The 17,262-nt window shown below is 64.2% G+C and carries 17 protein-coding genes; 10 read left to right on the top strand and 7 right to left on the bottom strand.

Features of this window, described 5'->3' with window-relative positions; translation table 11 throughout:
* Positions 1-266 (bottom strand): bifunctional hydroxymethylpyrimidine kinase/phosphomethylpyrimidine kinase (locus JV551A3_RS27665; protein ID WP_205125974.1); only part of this gene is annotated, 266 nt, incomplete at its 3' end.
* 265 nt (positions 267-531) lie between these two features.
* On the opposite strand from JV551A3_RS27665, the gene JV551A3_RS27660 reads away from it, so the two are divergent.
* The 4 genes from JV551A3_RS27660 (at position 532) to JV551A3_RS27645 (ending at position 6,692) form a co-directional block, all read left to right on the top strand.
* Positions 532-2,520 carry a sensor histidine kinase gene (locus JV551A3_RS27660; protein WP_133975625.1) on the top strand — a complete coding sequence of 663 codons (1,989 nt, stop codon included), beginning with the start codon at positions 532-534 and terminating at the stop codon, positions 2,518-2,520.
* A gap of 195 nt (positions 2,521-2,715) precedes the next feature.
* Positions 2,716-4,368, top strand: coding sequence for an acyl-CoA dehydrogenase family protein (locus JV551A3_RS27655; RefSeq protein WP_133975623.1), 1,653 nt, complete (start codon positions 2,716-2,718; stop codon positions 4,366-4,368).
* Between the two features lie 215 nt (positions 4,369-4,583).
* The gene (amn, locus tag JV551A3_RS27650) at positions 4,584-6,047 is read left to right on the top strand and encodes an AMP nucleosidase (protein ID WP_112253604.1); all 1,464 of its coding nucleotides are present in this window, start codon (positions 4,584-4,586) and stop codon (positions 6,045-6,047) included.
* A 6-nt stretch (positions 6,048-6,053) separates the two neighbouring features.
* A complete protein-coding gene (locus tag JV551A3_RS27645; protein ID WP_133975621.1) occupies positions 6,054-6,692 on the top strand; it encodes a pseudouridine synthase in 639 nt (212 codons plus the stop codon).
* Between the two features lie 134 nt (positions 6,693-6,826).
* Here JV551A3_RS27645 and JV551A3_RS27640 read toward each other — a convergent pair whose 3' ends face one another.
* Together JV551A3_RS27640 and JV551A3_RS27635 are read right to left on the bottom strand one after the other, a co-directional pair.
* Positions 6,827-7,030, bottom strand: coding sequence for a DUF2788 domain-containing protein (locus JV551A3_RS27640; protein ID WP_013974331.1), 204 nt, complete (start codon positions 7,028-7,030; stop codon positions 6,827-6,829).
* A 54-nt stretch (positions 7,031-7,084) separates the two neighbouring features.
* Positions 7,085-7,561, bottom strand: coding sequence for an Lrp/AsnC family transcriptional regulator (locus tag JV551A3_RS27635; RefSeq protein WP_003249795.1), 477 nt, complete (start codon positions 7,559-7,561; stop codon positions 7,085-7,087).
* Positions 7,562-7,955: 394 nt separating this feature from the next.
* On the opposite strand from JV551A3_RS27635, the gene JV551A3_RS27630 reads away from it, so the two are divergent.
* Positions 7,956-8,741, top strand: coding sequence for a DUF6515 family protein (locus JV551A3_RS27630; RefSeq protein WP_133975619.1), 786 nt, complete (start codon positions 7,956-7,958; stop codon positions 8,739-8,741).
* 163 nt (positions 8,742-8,904) lie between these two features.
* On the opposite strand, the gene JV551A3_RS27625 is transcribed toward JV551A3_RS27630, so the two are convergent.
* Together JV551A3_RS27625 and JV551A3_RS27620 are read right to left on the bottom strand one after the other, a co-directional pair.
* The gene (locus JV551A3_RS27625; RefSeq protein ID WP_133975617.1) at positions 8,905-9,777 is read right to left on the bottom strand and encodes a cation diffusion facilitator family transporter; all 873 of its coding nucleotides are present in this window, start codon (positions 9,775-9,777) and stop codon (positions 8,905-8,907) included.
* 22 nt (positions 9,778-9,799) lie between these two features.
* The gene (locus JV551A3_RS27620) at positions 9,800-10,219 is read right to left on the bottom strand and encodes a polyribonucleotide nucleotidyltransferase (RefSeq protein WP_133975615.1); all 420 of its coding nucleotides are present in this window, start codon (positions 10,217-10,219) and stop codon (positions 9,800-9,802) included.
* A 117-nt stretch (positions 10,220-10,336) separates the two neighbouring features.
* Between JV551A3_RS27620 and hrpB the strand changes: the two genes are divergently transcribed.
* Positions 10,337-12,865, top strand: a complete 2,529-nt coding sequence (gene hrpB, locus JV551A3_RS27615) for an ATP-dependent helicase HrpB (protein WP_133975613.1) — start codon at positions 10,337-10,339, stop codon at positions 12,863-12,865.
* 36 nt (positions 12,866-12,901) lie between these two features.
* Here hrpB and JV551A3_RS27610 read toward each other — a convergent pair whose 3' ends face one another.
* Positions 12,902-13,558 (bottom strand): YciC family protein, encoded by a 657-nt coding sequence (locus JV551A3_RS27610; protein ID WP_133975611.1) that lies wholly within the window; start codon positions 13,556-13,558, stop codon positions 12,902-12,904.
* Positions 13,559-13,724: 166 nt separating this feature from the next.
* On the opposite strand from JV551A3_RS27610, the gene JV551A3_RS27605 reads away from it, so the two are divergent.
* The 3 genes from JV551A3_RS27605 to JV551A3_RS27595 all read left to right on the top strand — a co-directional run bounded on the left by JV551A3_RS27605 (position 13,725) and on the right by JV551A3_RS27595 (position 15,741).
* Positions 13,725-14,483 (top strand): DUF2076 domain-containing protein, encoded by a 759-nt coding sequence (locus JV551A3_RS27605; RefSeq protein WP_133975609.1) that lies wholly within the window; start codon positions 13,725-13,727, stop codon positions 14,481-14,483.
* Positions 14,484-14,647: 164 nt separating this feature from the next.
* On the top strand, positions 14,648-15,127 hold the full coding sequence (locus JV551A3_RS27600) for a LabA-like NYN domain-containing protein (RefSeq protein ID WP_004576858.1): 480 nt from the start codon (positions 14,648-14,650) through the stop codon (positions 15,125-15,127).
* Positions 15,128-15,135: 8 nt separating this feature from the next.
* The gene (locus JV551A3_RS27595; protein ID WP_133975607.1) at positions 15,136-15,741 is read left to right on the top strand and encodes a 3'-5' exonuclease; all 606 of its coding nucleotides are present in this window, start codon (positions 15,136-15,138) and stop codon (positions 15,739-15,741) included.
* On the opposite strand, the gene JV551A3_RS27590 is transcribed toward JV551A3_RS27595, so the two are convergent.
* Positions 15,738-16,187 (bottom strand): Lrp/AsnC family transcriptional regulator, encoded by a 450-nt coding sequence (locus JV551A3_RS27590; protein ID WP_133975605.1) that lies wholly within the window; start codon positions 16,185-16,187, stop codon positions 15,738-15,740. The genes JV551A3_RS27595 and JV551A3_RS27590 overlap by 4 nt on opposite strands.
* A 154-nt stretch (positions 16,188-16,341) precedes the next feature.
* Between JV551A3_RS27590 and yedA the strand changes: the two genes are divergently transcribed.
* On the top strand, positions 16,342-17,262 hold the full coding sequence (yedA, locus tag JV551A3_RS27585) for a drug/metabolite exporter YedA (RefSeq protein WP_133975603.1): 921 nt from the start codon (positions 16,342-16,344) through the stop codon (positions 17,260-17,262).

Raw genomic sequence — 17,262 nt, 5'->3', positions numbered from 1 at the left:
TCGATCGAACCGAGCATGCCCAGCTGGACGGCGGCCANCGTAGAGTCGGCCAGCACGGCGTTGGCCTGGGCCAGCACCCACTCGCGGTCGAGCACGCGGAAGTCGGAAACGTTGACGGTATCCTGCACGGTCAGGGCGGTCACTGCGGGTGCGGCGTGACAGCCTTGGGCGATCAGGGCTTCGATATCTGCCTGCAGGCCGGCGCCGCCACTGGGGTCGTGGCCGGAGAGACAGAGGACAACGGGGCGGGAGCTGTAGGTATTCATGGTCGGCGAGCTTACCACCAATCCCGTTTGGGCGGATCGTCCTACAAACGAGTTTTGTTGATCAATAGGTCAGATTTCTTGCGACTTTCTTTCTGTAAGCGTTGATTTAGAGCCTTTTCTTTGTGTTTGGATGTGGTCGATTGCCAGGTTGCGAAGCTATGCTAGAGTGCTCGGATAACTCTACAAACGGGTTCTGCCGGATCGTGTCGTCTCAAACGGATGGGAGGCAACCGCGACTCGACTGGACAGGCCATGCTGGGGCTGTATGCGCTATTTGCTGATTGTGCTTCTGGGCTTGCTGCCCGTGCTGGCCGGGGCAGTCGATTTCGACGACGCTACCCGGCATCTTCCACTGGGCAAGGCCATGCAGCTTTATGAAGACCTCGATGGCAGTGCCAGCATCGCTCAGGTCAGTGCCCCAGGGTTTGCCAAGCATTTTCGCCCCCATCACGACGACGTGCTGAACGCCGGTTACTCCACCTCGGTGTTCTGGCTCAAGATTGAACTGCGCCCTGTCGCCGCGCCCGGCGCTGCCCCACGGCAATGGCTGCTGGAGCTGGCCTATCCACCGCTGGATCACCTCGAGCTGTACCTGCCCGACAGCAGTGGCAGTTACCGCCTTGCCCGGCGCACCGGCGACGCATTGCCCTACCATAGCCGGCAGATCCTGCAGAACAACTACCTGTTCGAACTGCAGCTACCGCCTGGCCAGGTCACTACCGCCTATTTGCGGCTGCACAGCCAGGGCTCGGTGCAGGCGCCGCTGGCGCTGTGGTCTGCCCAGGCCTATATGGAGGAGCAGCCCACGCGCCTGTATGTGCTGGGGATGATCTACGGCGTGCTGCTGGTGATGCTGGTATACAACCTGTTCATTTACCTCAGCGTGCGCGACGTCAGCTACCTCTACTACATCCTCTATATTGCTTCGTTCGGCTTTTACCAGGTGTCGGTGAATGGCGCCGGTGTGGCCTACTTCTGGCCGGACAGCCCGTGGTGGGCGAATGCTTCGACGCCGCTGTTCATCGGTGCCGCCGGCCTGTTCGGCTGCCAGTTCGCCCGGCATTTCCTGCAACTTGGCAGCGTCAGCCGTGGTATGGACCGGTTGCTGCAGCTGCTGATGCTGGGTGGCGCGCTGGTCATGGTGCTGGCGGTGACCATGCCCTACGGTGTCGCTTTGCGCATGGCCACGGTGCTGGCGTTACTGTTTACCGTGAGCATCTTCAGTGCCGGCCTGTATGCCTGGTGGCATGGCTTGCGCGTGGCACGCTGGTTCATCATCGCCTGGACGGCGTTCTTGCTCGGTGGCCTGGTCAACACCCTGATGGTGCTGGGCTACCTGCCGAACGTGTTCATTACCATGTATGCCAGCCAGCTGGGGTCAGCGCTGGAAGTGGCCTTGCTGTCGCTGGCGCTGGCCGACCGCATCAACAGCCTGCGTGAGCAGCAGGCCCAGACCTTGCGTGACACGGGTCGCACGCTGGAACAACTGAACCTGCAACTGGCCAGGAGCAACCGGCTGAAAGACGAATTCCTGGCCAGCGTGACCCATGAACTGCGTACGCCGATGAATGGCGTGATCGGCTCGCTGGAGCTGATGCAGACCCTGCCGATGGAGGCCGAGATGGCCCAGTACCACCGAACGGCGGTGGGGTCGGCCCAGAGCATGATGGATATGGTCGATGCCATTTTGACCCTGTCCGAGCTACAGGCCGGCCGCCTGCGCGCGCAGTCGGCGCCGTTCAGCCTGCGTGACCTGCTGCAGGGCGTGCGTGCCGGTTATGCCGGGCAGGCTTTGGGCAAAGGCTTGTACCTGAGCCTGGACATTCCGGCCGATGTGCCGGACGGGTTGCTGGGCGATGCCCAGAAGCTGGCCCGCTGCCTGGGGTGCCTGGTGGACAACGGGTTGAAGTTCACCCACCAGGGCGGGGTGATGATCCAGGTGCGCGGGCGCCGGGTGGGGCCTGACGACCTGGCGCTGACCTTCATGGTCAGCGACAGTGGTATCGGCTTCGATGACCTCGACCAGGCGACCCTGTATCAGCGCTTCTTCCAGGTCGATGGCTCGATGACCCGGCGTTATGGCGGGCTGGGGATTGGGTTGTCGATTTGCCGGCAGATGGGGGAATTGCTGGGGGCGCGGTTGTCGCATGAGTCGACGCGGGGGTTGGGCAGCCGGTTCGAGTTGAGTTTGAACATGGCTATTGCGCAGGTGCAGATGGCATCGAATGTTCTGCAGGCGCGACAGTTGCTTTGAAGGCATGGAGTTTGGTGAGGGCTGACAGATGTTCGCCATCACACATTCAGCGCCTGTCGTGGCGAACACCTGTCAGCCCCGCTGATCCCCAAGACATGCCCTCACCACATGTTTAGTCATTAATGCCACTTTGACTGACCCGTCGGGAGTGCTTCACTGGGTCTCTCAAGCCTACCCGGATCCAGGAGCCCCCCGATGAACCTGCACCAGTACGCTGAAACCCACGAAGTCACCAACCAGCCACCGCCCCTCGACGGTGCCAACCTGTACCGCCTCGACCTGCCGCTACAGGAATGGTCACGGCGTTTCGGTGCGGGTTGGGCCGAGTCGCGGATCGATGCCTACGGGGCACTGGCCGGCGGCCCGCTGATGCAGGCGGGTTTCCTGGCCAATGCGCACCAGCCGGAGTTCAGCAGCCACGACCGCTACGGCCATCGCATCGACCTGGTCGAGTTCCACCCCGCCTACCACGAACTGATGCGCACCGCCGTCGAGCACGGCCTGCCGTCGCTGCCATGGGCCGAACCCCGCCCAGGCGCCCATGTGGCGCGGGCTTCGATGACCTACCTGCACAGCCAGGCCGAAGCCGGTACCGGCTGCCCGCTGACCATGACTTTCGCCGCCGTGCCAGCGCTGCGGCTGCAACCCGAACTGGCCGAATACTGGCTGCCGAAAATCCTCGCCTGCGAATACGACCCGCGTAACGTCGGGGACCGTCACAAGGCCGGAGTCACCCTGGGCATGGCCATGACCGAGAAGCAGGGTGGCACCGATGTACGCGCCAACACCACCCGGGCTTATCCGGTCGGCGCCGCAGGCCCGGGTCAGGCCTACGAGCTGGTCGGCCACAAGTGGTTCTGCTCGGCGCCGATGTGCGATGCCTTTCTGACCCTGGCCCAGACCGAAAAAGGCCTGAGCTGCTTCCTGCTGCCGCGTCACCGCCCGGATGACAGCCGCAACCAGTTCTATATCCAGCGCCTGAAGAACAAGCTGGGCAACAGTTCCAACGCCTCCAGCGAGGTGGAATTCCGCGGTGCCCTGGCGTGGATGGTCGGAGAGGAAGGGCGGGGCGTGCCGACCATCATCGAAATGGTGGCCATGACCCGCTTCGACTGCATGGTCGGCTCCAGCGCACTGATGCGCCAGGCGCTGACCCAGGCGACCCACCATTGCGCGCACCGCAAGGTTGGCGGGCGGCTGCTGAGCGAGCAGCCGTTGATGCAGAACGTGCTGGCCGACCTGGCGTTGGAAAGCGAGGCCGCGTTGGCCCTGAGCCTGCGCATGGGGCAGGCGCTGGAGCAGCTGGAAGACCCGCAGCAGGCGCATTTCGCCCGGCTGGTCACGGCGGTGGGCAAGTACTGGATCTGCAAGCGCGCGCCGGCGATGATCAACGAAGCCGCCGAGTGCCTGGGCGGGGCCGGTTATGTGGAGGACAGTATCCTGCCACGGTTGTACCGCGAAGCGCCGGTCAACTCGACCTGGGAAGGCTCGGGCAATGTGCAGTGCCTGGACGTGCTGCGGGCCTTGTCCAAGGAGCCGGGCGTGCTCGATGCGCTGTTCGCCGAGCTGGGCGATGGGCACGGTGACCCGCGCCTGGCGGCGCACATCGGCAACCTCAAGGGGGCGTTTGCCGACACTGGCGACATGCAGTACCGCGCGCGGCAGCTGACCGAGGATATTGCCCTGGCGCTGCAGGCCAAGTTGTTGCTGGAGGCGGGCAATGCGGTGGTCAGTGATGCGTTTATCGACAGCCGCTTGACTGGGGGCGGGCGCGTGTACGGAGCGTTGCCGCGGGGTGTGGATGTGGAGGCATTGGTGGCCAGGGCGACGCCAGCACAGGACCTGTAGGAGCGGCCTTGTGTCGCGATAGGGCTGCGAAGCAGCCCCAGGGGATCAGCGCAGATGCACAAATTGCCGGGGCTGCTTTGCAGCCCTATCGCGACACAAGGCCGCTCCTACAGGGACCAGCGCTGGCCTGCTGATTAACACCGATCAATGGGGGTGTATTTAGCCAAGAAGGCAGGCAAGATGGTTCACATGCATGTCCAGACAGGAAGCACAGTGTGAGCCAAGCTTTTGTAGTCGTTGATACCCCCGAACAGGCCGTCGACCGTCTGGCGGCCCTGCATGACCAGGCCACCGGGGCCCTTAGCCAGGCCCTCAAGCGTTACCTGAAGGACCGTACCGAACCGGGCGTCGAAGAGCGCGACCTGTTCCGCTACCCGGCGCTGCGCCTGACCTACTACAGCCACGGCGAAGTCGCCGCCACCACGCGGGCCTACGCCAAGGTCCAGGTGGCCGGTACCTACAGCGTCACCATCACCCAGCCGGCTGCTTTCCGTGGCTACCTGCTGGAACAACTGCGCCCGCTGATGCACGACTACACCGTCACGGTAGAGGTCGGCGTCAGCGAACAGAACATCCCTTACCCCTACGTGGTCGACCAGGGCGACGAGCTGGCCGGCAGCGGCATCACCGCCGCGCAGCTGGCGCGGGTGTTCCCCAGCACCGACCTTTCGGCTGCCACCGACAACATCGCCGACGGCCTGTATGACTGGGACAGTACCGAAACCCTGCCGCTGGCGTTGTTCGATGCCGCGCGGGTCGACTTCTCGCTGCGCCGCCTGGTGCACTACACCGGCAGCGACTGGCGTCATGTGCAGCCGTGGATCCTGCTGACCAACTATCATCGCTATGTCGACCAGTTCATCAGCCACGGCCTCGACCAGTTGCGTGACGACCCGCGCTTCGTGCGTATGGTGCTGCCGGGCAACGTGGTGATCGAAAAGGGCATGGACCACGGTGAAACCCAGGCCCTGGTGGCCAGCGTGGTCTGGCACCGCTACCAGATGCCGGCATATCACCTGATCGCCGCCGACGGCGACGGCGTCACGCTGGTCAACATCGGCGTCGGCCCGTCCAATGCCAAGAACATCACCGACCATCTGGCCGTGCTGCGCCCGCATTGCTGGCTGATGATCGGCCACTGCGGCGGCCTGCGGCAGTCGCAGACCATCGGCGACTATGTGCTGGCTCATGCCTACATGCGCCGTGACGGCATTCTCGACCGGGTGGTGCCGCCGAATATTCCGATTCCAGCCTTGGCCGAAGTGCAGCTGGCCTTGCAGGAAGCCGCCGCGCAGGTCACCGGCGAGCGTGGCGAACAGCTGAAGAAGCGCCTGCGCACCGGCACCGTGCTGACCTACGACGACCGCAACTGGGAGCTGCGCTGGGCTCAGGAGCGGCCGTTGATCAACCTGTCGCGTGCCGTGGCGGTGGACATGGAAAGCGGTACCATCGCCGCCCAGGGTTACCGCTTGCGCGTACCGTACGGCACCTTGCTGTGTGTTTCCGACAAGCCGTTGCACAGCGAGATCAAGCTGCCGGGTTCGGCCAACGCCTTCTATAACCGGGCGGTCAGCCAGCACCTGAAGATCGGCATTGCCGCCCTCGACCTGCTGCGCACCGAGCTCAACTCGCTGCACTCGCGTAAACTGCGCAGTTTCGATGAGCCGCCGTTCCGCTGAGGATCCATGTCACTGCCACCCCGTTCCAAGCCGCGCCGCCCCCAGGCGCGGCCTGCCACCGGCCCGCGTCGCCAGCCCAAGGCGCCACCGGCCGAGCCGCGTCTGATCCTGTTCAACAAACCGTTCGACGTGCTGACCCAGTTCAGCGACGGCGACGGGCGCGCGACGCTCAAGGACTACATCGACATCCCCGGCGTGTACCCGGCCGGGCGGCTGGACCGCGACAGTGAAGGCCTGTTGCTGCTGACCAATGATGGCGGCCTGCAGGCGCGCATTGCCGACCCGAAGCACAAGCTGGCCAAGACTTACTGGGTTCAGGTGGAGGGGGAGCCGAGCGAGGAGCAGTTGCAGCGCTTGCGCGATGGTGTGGAACTGAACGATGGGCCCACCTTGCCGGCCGAAGCGCGGCACCTGGACGAGCCGACGCTGTGGCCGCGCAACCCGCCGGTGCGTTTTCGCAAGAGCGTGCCGACCAGCTGGCTGGAGCTGGTGATTCGCGAAGGGCGTAACCGCCAGGTGCGGCGGATGACGGCGGCGGTGGGGTTGCCGACCTTGCGCCTGGTGCGGGTACGGATTGGCGACTGGGCGCTGGATGAGTTGGAGCAGGGCTGCTGGCGTGAAGTCCCGGCGAAGTTGCAGCGCTAGGGGGGCCGCTTTGCGGCCCATCGCGACTCAAGGCCGCTCCTACAGGCACAGCGCAAACTCAGCATCGCGCGATCCCTGTAGGAGCGGCCTTGTGTCGCGAAAGGAGCGCAAAGCGCTCCCGGCGTTCCAAAGCCCTAAACCCCTTCGAGAAACCCCACCACCACACTCTTGATGATGAAGGCCAGCACCCCCAGCCCCAGCACGAAGAACAGGATCAGCGTCCCGAACCGCCCGGCCTTGGACTTTTTCGCCAGGTCCCAGACGATGAAACCCATGAAACCGATCAACACGGTGACCAGGATGATCATCATCCACTCTTCGAATACGGCGGGATCCATCGGTGTTCTCCAGGCGGGTTGAGCGGCCGATTATACGCCTGCTGGCGCAGGCAATTAACGCAGGTGGGTCAAGGGCAGCTCGGTGCTGGCCAGCACCTGGTTCAGCACGAAGCTCGAACGTACGCTGGTGACGCCTTCAATGCGAGTCAGGCTGCCTAGCAGCAGTTTCTGGTAGTGGTCCATGTCGGGCACCACCACCTTCAGCTGGTAGTCGGCATCCATGCCGGTGACCAGGCTGCATTCGAGCACCTGTGGCAGGTTGCGGATGGCCGCCTCGAAGGTTTCGAAACGCTCCGGTGTGTGGCGGTCCATGCCGATCAGCACATAGGCAGTCAGGCTCAGGCCCAGCTTCTTGCGGTCGAGCAGGGCCACCTGGCGCGAGATGTAGCCATCGTCCTCCAGCTGCTTGACCCGACGCGAGCATGGCGAAGGCGACAGGCCGATGCGTTCGGCCAGTTCCTGGTTGGAAATGCGCGCATCGCGCTGCAATTCGGCAAGGATGCTCAGGTCGTAGCGGTCAAGCTTGCTCATGGTTTATGCCTTTTCTGTTCAGATTGCTGCGAATTATCAATCCAGGGTGAAAAATTGCGCAAGTGCTATTTATCCGAGCAATCTTCGCAATCATCTGCCGCAACCTGTCCGGTATCTTTATCCACAGAATCACTGCCCGGACATCAGTCCACGGCGACGCGCCCTAGGCGGGCGGTCGCGGCCAGCCATCCAACAGGATCTGCAGGCCCCCGGGCTACACGCCTTCCAGAAGACGGTGTGAGGTGAGCCGGCGCCACAAGTGCCGAGCACGGACGACAATTCCTGAAGGGAGGCCCAGCGGCCTCCCTTTTTTCATGGCTGGAAATTTAATTGGCCTGGGTTACGGGCGCGGTAGACTGGCTGTGGTTGCCTTATTTCTACCGAGAGGAACAGCATGAAGTCGCGCATCTGGCAGTTGGCAGGTGTTGGTGTGTTGGGGTTGAGCATCAGCCTCGGGGCCTTGGCCGAAGTGCCGGTCGAGGGGGCGTCTGGCCGCTCGCTCAATTCGCGTGACGAAGTGCAGCAGACCCAGCCGCCACGTCAGGGCTATTACCAGGACATTCCCCGCCGCCATGGTGATAACCGCTATTGGGAAGCCGGTGGCCCGGGGCAACGGCCTGGCGGTGACTGGCAGGGGCGCCCGGATGGTCATGGCAATGGTTGGGGGCCGGGGCCGCAGTATCGCCCGGGGCACACCATCGATCATTTCCCGGACCGTTACTGGAAAGTGCCTTATCGTGGCGATGACTACTTCTACTCCGGTGGTTACTGGTATCGCCCCCATGGTGGCCGTTATGTCGTGGTGACCCCGCCCCAAGGCGTGGGGGTCGACTACCTGCCGCCTTATGCGCGGGAAGTCTGGCTGGGCGGGGCGCTGTTCTTCCTGGTGGCCGATACCTACTACCAGTACTTGGCGGACAGCCGCGAATACGTGGTGGTCAACCCGCCGGTTGCCACGCCGGCACCTGTCGGCGGCGGGTATGATGTGGTGGCCTATCCGATGCATGGGCAAGGGCAGGAGCAGCAGGATCAGGACCGTTACCAGTGCCATCGCTGGGCGATGAGCCAGTCAGGGTTCGACCCGGCAACGGCAACTTATGCACCACCTGCCAATGTGGCCGATAACTACCGGCGGGCCCTGGGCGCCTGTTTCAGCGGCCGGGGCTACAGCATCAACTGAAGCGGGACGTGTCCCGGCGATGGAACTGTGCCTCATCCATTGATTGAAGCCGGGTCAGAGCCCTGTGGGAGCGGGTTTACCCGCGAAGAATGCAACGCGGTGCATGGCACCGGCTGTGCCGGTGTTCGCGGGTAAACCCGCTCCCACAATTACGCTCACTGATTCACACCGGGTCGGCATGCACCATCACATCCGCCTGTGGATAACGATGACGGATCACCTTCGATGCCTCTACGCACAACCCGTGCGCTTCATGCAGCGGCAACTGCCCCGGCATCTCCAGATGCAACTGCACGAACCACTGGTTGCCCGACACTCGTGTACGCAGGTCGTGCACGCCTTTGACCCCGGGAATGGCCAGCACCAGCGCAGCCATGTCCTCGCCAACATCGCCGGGCAGTTCCTGGTCCATGAGGATGGCCGTACTCTCCCGGGCGATCTGCAGCGCGCTCCAGAGGATATAGACGGCGATGCCCAGGCCGAACAGGGCATCCAGCTGCGGCCAGCCAAAGCGTGCCAGCAGCAGGGCCAGCAGGATGCTGCCGTTGAGCAGCAGGTCCGAGCGGTAGTGCAGGGAGTCGGCCCGCACCGCCGTGGAGCCGGTCAGTCGGATGACCCTGTGTTGCAGTGCCAGCAGGGCAAGGGTCAGCACCAGCGACAGCAGCATTACCCCGATACCGACAGCGGTATCGCCCATGGGTTGCGGGGTGTGCAGGCGTTCAACCGCCTGCACCCCGATCAGCACCGCACTGACCCCGATGAACAGCGCCTGCGCCATACCGGCCAGGGCTTCGGCCTTGCCATGGCCGAAACGGTGGTCGTTGTCGGCCGGGCGCAGGGCATAGTGCACGGCTAGCAGGTTGAGGAACGAGGCAACGGCATCCAGTGCCGAGTCGGTCAGCCCGGCCAGCAGGCTGACCGAGCCGCTCAACCACCAGGCCAGCGCTTTGCTCAGGACCAGTATGCTGGCCACTGCCAGCGATGCGCGAGTGGCCAGGCGTAGCAGGCGCTGGTGTTCAGCCGGGGTGGTCATCATCCGTGGGCGGTGTCCTTGTGCTTCAGGCTGCAGGCACCAGGCCCAGGCTGGCCAGCTGCTCGATGCTGCCGCGTTGCTGGATCAGCCGTGGGTCGTTCAGCGGCAGGCGCTGACCCAGTTCGCTTTCCAGAATGGCCTGCAACTTGGTGTTGTCGACCTTGCCATCGGGGCTCACGGCTTCGCGCAGTTTGACCGGGTCGACCTGGGCGGAGCGCCCGCCTGGGTAATAGATGGCGCCGGTGGCGAAGTCGATGCCGAAGGCGATCAACCCGGGGATTACGTAGAACAGGATGCCGATGGCATCCATTGCGGCAACCACAGGGTCTATCTTGCCACCGATCTGGCCACGACGTTCCGGGTACAGAATGGTGCCGCAGGCCGTCAGTTGGGTCAGCAAGGTGACGATGAGGGCGCCACCGATGACGCGGGATGGGATGCGCATGTGAAAACTCCGAAAAGGTATTCAGCAGGGCAAGCGAAACGCCTGCACCTGAAGCTAAGACCATGATAAGGCAGCTTGGGTTCGCCGTTATACTCGCGGGACTGTTCGAGGACCACCATGATTTCATTACCGATCGATGCTGTCTTGCCCGCCCTGCGCCAGGCCCTGGAAAACCGTGACGAAGCGGTGTTAGAGGCGCCACCTGGCGCCGGCAAAACCACCCGCGTGCCGCTGGCGCTGCTCGACGAGCCCTGGCTGGCTGGGCAGAGCATTCTCATGCTCGAGCCCCGGCGCCTGGCTGCTCGCGCGGCTGCTGAACGGCTGGCCAGCGAGCTGGGCGAAAAGGTCGGCGAAACCGTGGGCTATCGCATCCGGCTGGACAGCAAGGTCGGGCCGAAAACACGCATCGAGGTGGTGACAGAAGGCATCCTCACCCGCCGCCTGCAGGCCGACCCGGCGCTGGAGGGTGTGGGGCTGGTGATCTTCGACGAATTTCACGAGCGCAGCCTCGATGCCGACCTGGCTTTGGCATTGAGCCTGAATGGTCGGGAACTGCTGCGGGACGATCCGCCACTGAAGGTTTTGCTGATGTCCGCGACCCTGGAGGGCGAGCGCCTTTCGCGGCTGCTGAATGATGCCCCGGTGGTCAGCAGTGAAGGCCGCATGCACCCCGTCGACATCCGTTGGGGGCGGCCTTTCCAGCCGGGCGAGTTCATCGAGCCACGGGTAGTGGACAGCGTGCTGCAGGCACTGGCTGACCAGACCGGCAGTGTGCTGGTGTTCCTGCCGGGTCAGGCCGAGATCCGCCGGGTGCACCAGAGCCTGCAGGAAGCGTTGGGCGAGCGCCCCGAGGTCCTGCTCTGCCCGTTGCATGGCGAGCTCGATCTCGACGCCCAGCGTGCGGCCATCGACCCTGCGCCCGAGGGCCTGCGCAAGGTGGTGCTGGCCACAAACATAGCCGAGACCAGCCTGACCATCGACGGCGTGCGCGTGGTAATCGATGCAGGCCTGGCCCGGGTACCGCGCTTCGACCCTGGCAGCGGCATGACCCGCCTGGACACCCAACGCATCTCCCGCGCCAGCGCCACCCAGCGCGCCGGCCGTGCCGGCCGCCTGGAACCCGGTGTGTGTTACCGGCTGTGGTCCGAGGCCCAGCATGACCAACTGGCCGCCCACGGCAGCGCCGAGATCATGCAGGCCGACCTGGCCGGCCTGGCCCTGCAACTGGCGCGCTGGGGTGTGACGCCCGAGCAGTTGCGCTGGCTCGACCAGCCCCCCACGGCCGCCTTCGCCCAGGCCCAGGACCTGCTGGCGCGGCTCAATGCCTTCAAGCCTGGCTGCCGTGACAACCTCAGCGAACACGGTCAGGCCATGGCCGAGTTGCCGGCGCATCCGCGTATCGCGCATCTGCTCTTGCGCGGTCAGGACCTGGGCCTGGCACAGATGGCCTGCGATGTGGCTGCGCTGCTGGGTGAGCGGGATATCCAGCGCGGCGGCGGTGCTGATTTGCACAGCCGCCTGGCGCTGGTCAGTGGCGAGAGCAAGGCCGCCCGTGGCAGCCACGGCGGTGTGCAGCGTGCGCGCCAACTGGCCCGCCAGTACCGTGGCCTGCTGCGTGGCAAACCCCGCGCGCCGGTTGCAGACCCTGATCACCCGCGCTGGCTGGGCGCGCTGCTGGCGCTGGCCTACCCCGACCGCGTCGCCCAGCAGCGCCGCGAGGGCGGTGCGGAATATCGGCTGGCCAACGGCCGTGCGGCGCTGTTTGCCGAAGTCGACGCACTGATGAAGTGCCCGTGGCTGGTGATCGCCGACCTGGGCAGCCGCCAGGGCCAGCGCGAAGAACGTATCTATCTGGCCGCCGAGTTCGATCCGGCGCTGCTCGAGGGCGTGCTGGCCGAACAGGTCGAGCGGGTCGATATCCTCGATTGGGACGAGCGCGAGCAGGTGTTGCGCGCCGAACGCCAGGTCAAGGTCGGCGAGCTGGTGCTCAGCCGCGAACCGCTGCCCGGCCTGGATGACGAAGCGCGGGCTCGCGCGCTGCTTGGCCTGGTCCGGCGCAAAGGCCTGAACCTGCTGAGCTGGACTCCCGAGCTTCGGCAATGGCAGGCGCGCGTGGCCTTGCTGCGTCAGCTGGACCTGGCCAAGGACGGCCACAGCGAATGGCCCGACCTTGCAGACGAGACCTTGCTCGCCAGCCTGGAAGTCTGGCTGCAGCCTTACCTGGGCAAGGTGTCGCGCCTCAGCCATTTCGCCGCACTGGACTTGCCGTCGATGCTGCGCAACCTGTTGCCCTGGCCGCTGCCGCAACGCCTGGAAGAGCAAGCCCCTGCGCACCTGACGGTACCGTCCGGCTCGAACATCCGCCTGGACTATAGCGAAAACCCGCCAATCCTCGCGGTGCGCCTGCAAGAGCTGTTCGGCCTGGCCGACACCCCACGCATTGCCAACGGCCGCCAGCAGGTCAAGCTGCACCTGCTGTCCCCGGCACGCCGCCCGGTGCAGGTGACCCAGGACCTGGCCAACTTCTGGCGTACGACCTATGCCGAGGTTAAGAAAGATTTGAAGGGGCGTTATCCGAAGCACTATTGGCCGGATGACCCGCTGGTGGCCGAGGCAACGGCACGGGCCAAGCCTCGAGGGACCTGATAACAGTGAGTTCCGGTCAAGCGGTGAGCCTGGGCATTACGCCCCGGCTTCGCCTTCCAGCAACATGAACAGGCGGTACAGCACCACGGTGCTGAACAGCTGCAGGAAGCCGCTGAGGCTGTCCATGGCCAGCTCCATGCCTGGCGATGGCTCGGGGAAGGCCATCAGCAGCAGCCCGTCGATCAGCCAGATCGGCGCCAGCACACCTACCACGCAGATCATGATGCGCATGAAGTGCCCGGTGGTCATGCTTGCACTGTCGCGCATCGACTGCACCACCGGCCGGCCGCGCAGTACCAGCAGGTACTCGGCGAATACCAGGTTGATCATGATCCACACGCCCGGGAAGATGAACAGCGCCAGGCCGGCCATGATCAGCAGCGAGCTGATCAGGATCAGCAGGGCCAGCTGTGGCCACAATTGCAGGGCACGTGCGAACAGGTCGCGCTTGGCGATTTCCTGGCCGTTGCTGCGGGTGTCGAGGTACAGGATCAGCGCGGCGCTGTACAGCGGGTAGAACAGCAGGCTGATCAGCATGCCGTAGGCCGGCGATGCCTGGTCACCCAATTGCCGATACAGCAGCTGGGTGAGCAAGGCTTCCAGCACCACCAGCGGCAGGCATAGCTGGAGGATGTTCGGCAGGTGGCGGCGGAAGAAATACAGGGAGTCGCGCAGGACGCTCAGCGGATTCATCAGTCAACATCGCATGGCAGTAAAAACAGGGGCATAACTTTAGCCCAAAGCAGGCTGGGGGCTGTCACTTGCTGAAAAAAGTTTCACGCCGCCGGTGATTGAATCCCACGCCTGTACGCCCCATCTTTGACGCTGTCCGTTGTCCCGCTACCCACGAGGTCGCCCCATGAATACTGAAGAACAAACCCTGATCGACGGCCTGTTCGGCCGCCTCAAGCAAGCCGAGGACCCGAGCCAGCCACGCGATGCGCAGGCCCAGGCATGCATCGAGGAACACGTGCGTCAGCAACCGGCGGCGCCTTATTACATGGCCCAGGCGATTCTGGTGCAGGAGGCGGCGATCAAGCGCCTCGACGAGCAGAACAAGCAACTGGAAGCCGAGCTGAAGCAGGCCCGTGCCCAGGCCGAGGCCGCCCGTGCCAGCAGCAGTTCGTCGAGCAATGGTGGTGCTGGATTCCTGTCCAGCATCTTCGGTTCGTCTGGGCGCAATGCGGCCCCGGCCGTGCAGCCGCAGCGTCCCGCTGCAGCCCCCGTGGCATCGGGCGGTGGCTGGCGTGAGCCGTCGGCGCCGGGCTTTTCCCAGCCACAAGCGCAGCAGCCTGGCTTTGGCGCTGCGCCGGCACGCGGTGGTGCCAGCAGCTTCCTCGGCGGTGCGATGCAGACTGCGGCCGGTGTGGCGGGTGGTGTGTTGCTGGCGCAGGGTATCAGCAGTCTGTTCAACCACAACTCGCAGCCGGAGGAGGTGGTCGAGGTGATCAAGGAAGAGCCGGCACCGGCCAGCGACAGCGGTGGCTGGAACGACTCGGGGGCGCAGCAGCAGGTGGCTGACAACGGCGGTTGGGGCAGCGACCAGGGTGGTTATGCCGACAGCGATTATGGCAGCGATGACGGTGGGTTCTTCTCGGACGACGATTCGTACGTCTGACAGGTCTGGCATACTGCTGGTAATTTTGGGGGGCGCTTTGCGCCCCTTTCGCGACACAAGGCCGCTCCTACAAGGGTACGCGAATCCCTGTAGAAGCGGCCTTGTGTCGCGAAAGGGCTGCAAAGCAGCCCCCCAGCATTCCAGGCCGACCAAGGGGTTCCAAGGTGAAAAAGATCGCGCTGTTCGCCGATGTGCAGAACCTCTACTACACCGTGCGCCAGGCCCACGGCTGCCATTTCAACTACACCGCCCTGTGGGCCGATGTCAGCCGCGAAGGCCAGATCGTCGAGGCCGTGGCTTATGCCATCGACCGTGGCGACAGCAAGCAGCAACAGTTCCAGCAGATCCTGCGCAACCTAGGTTTCGATGTGCGCCTCAAACCCTTCATCCAGCGCAGCGATGGCTCGGCCAAAGGTGACTGGGATGTGGGTATCACCTTGGATGTTATCGACGCCGCCAGCCGCGTGGACCAAGTGGTACTGGCTTCCGGGGATGGCGATTTCGACCTGCTGCTGGAGCGGGTGATACAGCGCCATGGCACCGAGGCAGTGGTGTATGGTGTGCCCGGGCTTACCGCACTGTCGCTGATCCGTGCCGCCACCCGTTATGTACCCATCGAGGGTGCGCTGTTGCTCAAACACTGAGACTTTTCATGGAACGTATCGCTGTCATCGACTTTGAAACCACCGGCATCAGCCCCGGCGCCGGCTGCCGCGCCACCGAGGTGGCGGTGGTGATGCTGGAGGGCGGGCGCATCGTCGAGCGTTACCAGAGCCTGATGAACGCCGGTGTGCCGGTACCGGCCTTCGTCGCCGGGCTCACCGGCATCACCACGGCCATGCTGCGCAGTGCGCCGCCGGTGGACAAGGTGATGAACGAAGTGGCCGAGTTCGTCGGTAATACCCCGCTTTTGGCACACAATGCCGCCTTCGACCAGAAGTTCTGGGACTACGAACTGAGCCGCATCGGCCGTAACCGCAGCCAGGCCTTCGCCTGTTCCCTACTGCTGTCACGGCGCCTGTTGCCGGCGGCGCCGAACCACAAGCTGGGCACCCTGACCCGCTGGGCCGGGCTGCCGGATACCGGTACCGCGCACCGAGCCATGGCCGATGCCGAAATGGCCGCCAACCTGCTGCAGCACTTGGCTGGCGTGCTGCGCCAGGGCCACGGTGTACAGCAGCTTTCGCACGACCTGCTCTGCCGCCTGCAGAAAACCCCGGCCGCCAAGGTTCGCGAAGCCCTGGCCAGGTACTGTTAGGGTTTCTTCTCCAGTTGCGTCAGCGGCACCCGCCGCTCCACAGCGCTGGAAAGAATGATCGATGTCTTGCTGAAGCCGAACTGCGCTACCCGGTTGATCAACTCTTCCAGTTCGGGCATCGAACCCACCGCTGCCTGCATGATGACGCAGGGGTCGCCTGTTACCCTGTGGCATTCGGTCAATTGGGGGATCTGGGTCAACGCTTCGTAGGCCTGCTGGTTGCCGTGGCTGGCCAGGCGCAGTTCGATCACACACTGTATCGGCAGGCCGATCTTGCTCATGTCGACCTTGGCCTGGTAGCCGGTGATTACTCCGCTGGCCTCGAGCTTGGCCACCCGCTCTGCCACCGCCGGCGCCGACAGGTTCACCTGGCGTGCCAGTTGCGCGAAGGTAGCGCGGCCATTGTCGAGCAGGGCGGCGAGCAGCATGCGGTCGTACTTGTCCATGGGTTATTCCCGTCTTGTTTCGATTCGATTGAAAAGCATCCGAATAACCATGCAATGCAAAGTGTTCGGGTGATTTAAAGTTGTTTTGTAACTTAAGTTTACCCGGTGGCCTTTCTAAACTAAGCCACCCGTAAACGGATTTCGAGTGTTTCCCATGCCTGCCTCCCGTCGCTTCCCGTTGTTGCTCATTGGCGCTTTCCTGGCCTTGTACCTGGTCTGGGGCTCCACCTACCTGTTCATTCGCATAGGCGTCGAAAGTTGGCCGCCGATGCTTATGGCCGGGGTGCGTTTCCTGATTGCCGGGGGCCTGCTGTATGGCTTCTTGCGCTGGCGCGGTGTGCCGGCACCGACCTGGCCGCAGTGGCGGGCGGCGGGTGCGATCGGTTTTCTGCTGCTCAGCTGTGGCAACGGTGGCGTGACCGTGGCCGAGCATGCGGGTGTGGCCTCGGGCGTGGCGGCGTTGGCGGTGGCGACGGTACCGCTGTTCACCTTGCTGTTCGGCCTGCTGTTCGGGCACCGCAATTCGAAGCTGGAGTGGGCAGGGATCGCCCTGGGGCTGGTGGGTATCGGCCTGCTGAACCTGGGCTCCAACCTGCAGGCAAGCCCGATTGGTGCTGCGCTGATCATTTTTGCGGCAGCGTCGTGGGCATTCGGCTCGGTGTGGAGCAAGACCTTGCCGCTGCCCCAGGGGCCCATGGCCAGCGCCGCGGAAATGCTCGTTGGTGGCGCCGTGCTGTTGCTCGGCAGCGTGCTGTCTGGCGAGCGCATGACGCAGGTGCCGACTGCTGCCGGCTGGGGTGCACTGGCCTACCTGGTGTTCTTCGGTTCTATCCTGGCGTTCAGTGCCTACATGTACTTGCTCAAGCACGTGCGCCCGGCAGCTGCCACCAGCTATGCCTACGTCAACCCGGCCGTGGCCGTGCTGCTGGGCATCGTCTTTGCCGGTGAGCAGATTGGTGCCGAAGAGTGTGTGGCGATGGCTGTGATCATCGGCGCGGTGGTGCTGATCGGCCTGCCGCAGTGGCGCAAGGCACCTGAGCCGGCGCAGCCGTTGAAAGGCGAAATCTGCAAGTAG

The sequence above is a fragment of the Pseudomonas inefficax genome (assembly GCF_900277125.1).
In the GTDB taxonomy this organism is placed as follows: domain Bacteria; phylum Pseudomonadota; class Gammaproteobacteria; order Pseudomonadales; family Pseudomonadaceae; genus Aquipseudomonas; species Aquipseudomonas inefficax.
The sequence above is the reverse complement of the archived record's forward strand: the minus strand, read 5'-3'. Positions and strand labels throughout refer to the sequence as shown.

What these genes read in the sequence shown, in the direction of transcription:
- JV551A3_RS27655 (WP_133975623.1), top strand. Translation starts at nt 2,716, where the DNA reads ATGAACCTGCACCAGTACGCTGAAACCCACGAAGTCACCAACCAGCCA.
- JV551A3_RS27635 (WP_003249795.1), bottom strand. Translation starts at nt 7,561, where the DNA reads ATGAGCAAGCTTGACCGCTACGACCTGAGCATCCTTGCCGAATTGCAG.
- JV551A3_RS27595 (WP_133975607.1), top strand. Translation starts at nt 15,136, where the DNA reads ATGGAACGTATCGCTGTCATCGACTTTGAAACCACCGGCATCAGCCCC.
- JV551A3_RS27590 (WP_133975605.1), bottom strand. Translation starts at nt 16,187, where the DNA reads ATGGACAAGTACGACCGCATGCTGCTCGCCGCCCTGCTCGACAATGGC.
- JV551A3_RS27610 (WP_133975611.1), bottom strand. Translation starts at nt 13,558, where the DNA reads ATGAATCCGCTGAGCGTCCTGCGCGACTCCCTGTATTTCTTCCGCCGC.
- JV551A3_RS27625 (WP_133975617.1), bottom strand. Translation starts at nt 9,777, where the DNA reads ATGATGACCACCCCGGCTGAACACCAGCGCCTGCTACGCCTGGCCACT.
- JV551A3_RS27630 (WP_133975619.1), top strand. Translation starts at nt 7,956, where the DNA reads ATGAAGTCGCGCATCTGGCAGTTGGCAGGTGTTGGTGTGTTGGGGTTG.
- JV551A3_RS27605 (WP_133975609.1), top strand. Translation starts at nt 13,725, where the DNA reads ATGAATACTGAAGAACAAACCCTGATCGACGGCCTGTTCGGCCGCCTC.
- hrpB (WP_133975613.1), top strand. Translation starts at nt 10,337, where the DNA reads ATGATTTCATTACCGATCGATGCTGTCTTGCCCGCCCTGCGCCAGGCC.
- yedA (WP_133975603.1), top strand. Translation starts at nt 16,342, where the DNA reads ATGCCTGCCTCCCGTCGCTTCCCGTTGTTGCTCATTGGCGCTTTCCTG.
- JV551A3_RS27645 (WP_133975621.1), top strand. Translation starts at nt 6,054, where the DNA reads ATGTCACTGCCACCCCGTTCCAAGCCGCGCCGCCCCCAGGCGCGGCCT.
- JV551A3_RS27660 (WP_133975625.1), top strand. Translation starts at nt 532, where the DNA reads ATGCGCTATTTGCTGATTGTGCTTCTGGGCTTGCTGCCCGTGCTGGCC.
- JV551A3_RS27620 (WP_133975615.1), bottom strand. Translation starts at nt 10,219, where the DNA reads ATGCGCATCCCATCCCGCGTCATCGGTGGCGCCCTCATCGTCACCTTG.
- JV551A3_RS27640 (WP_013974331.1), bottom strand. Translation starts at nt 7,030, where the DNA reads ATGGATCCCGCCGTATTCGAAGAGTGGATGATGATCATCCTGGTCACC.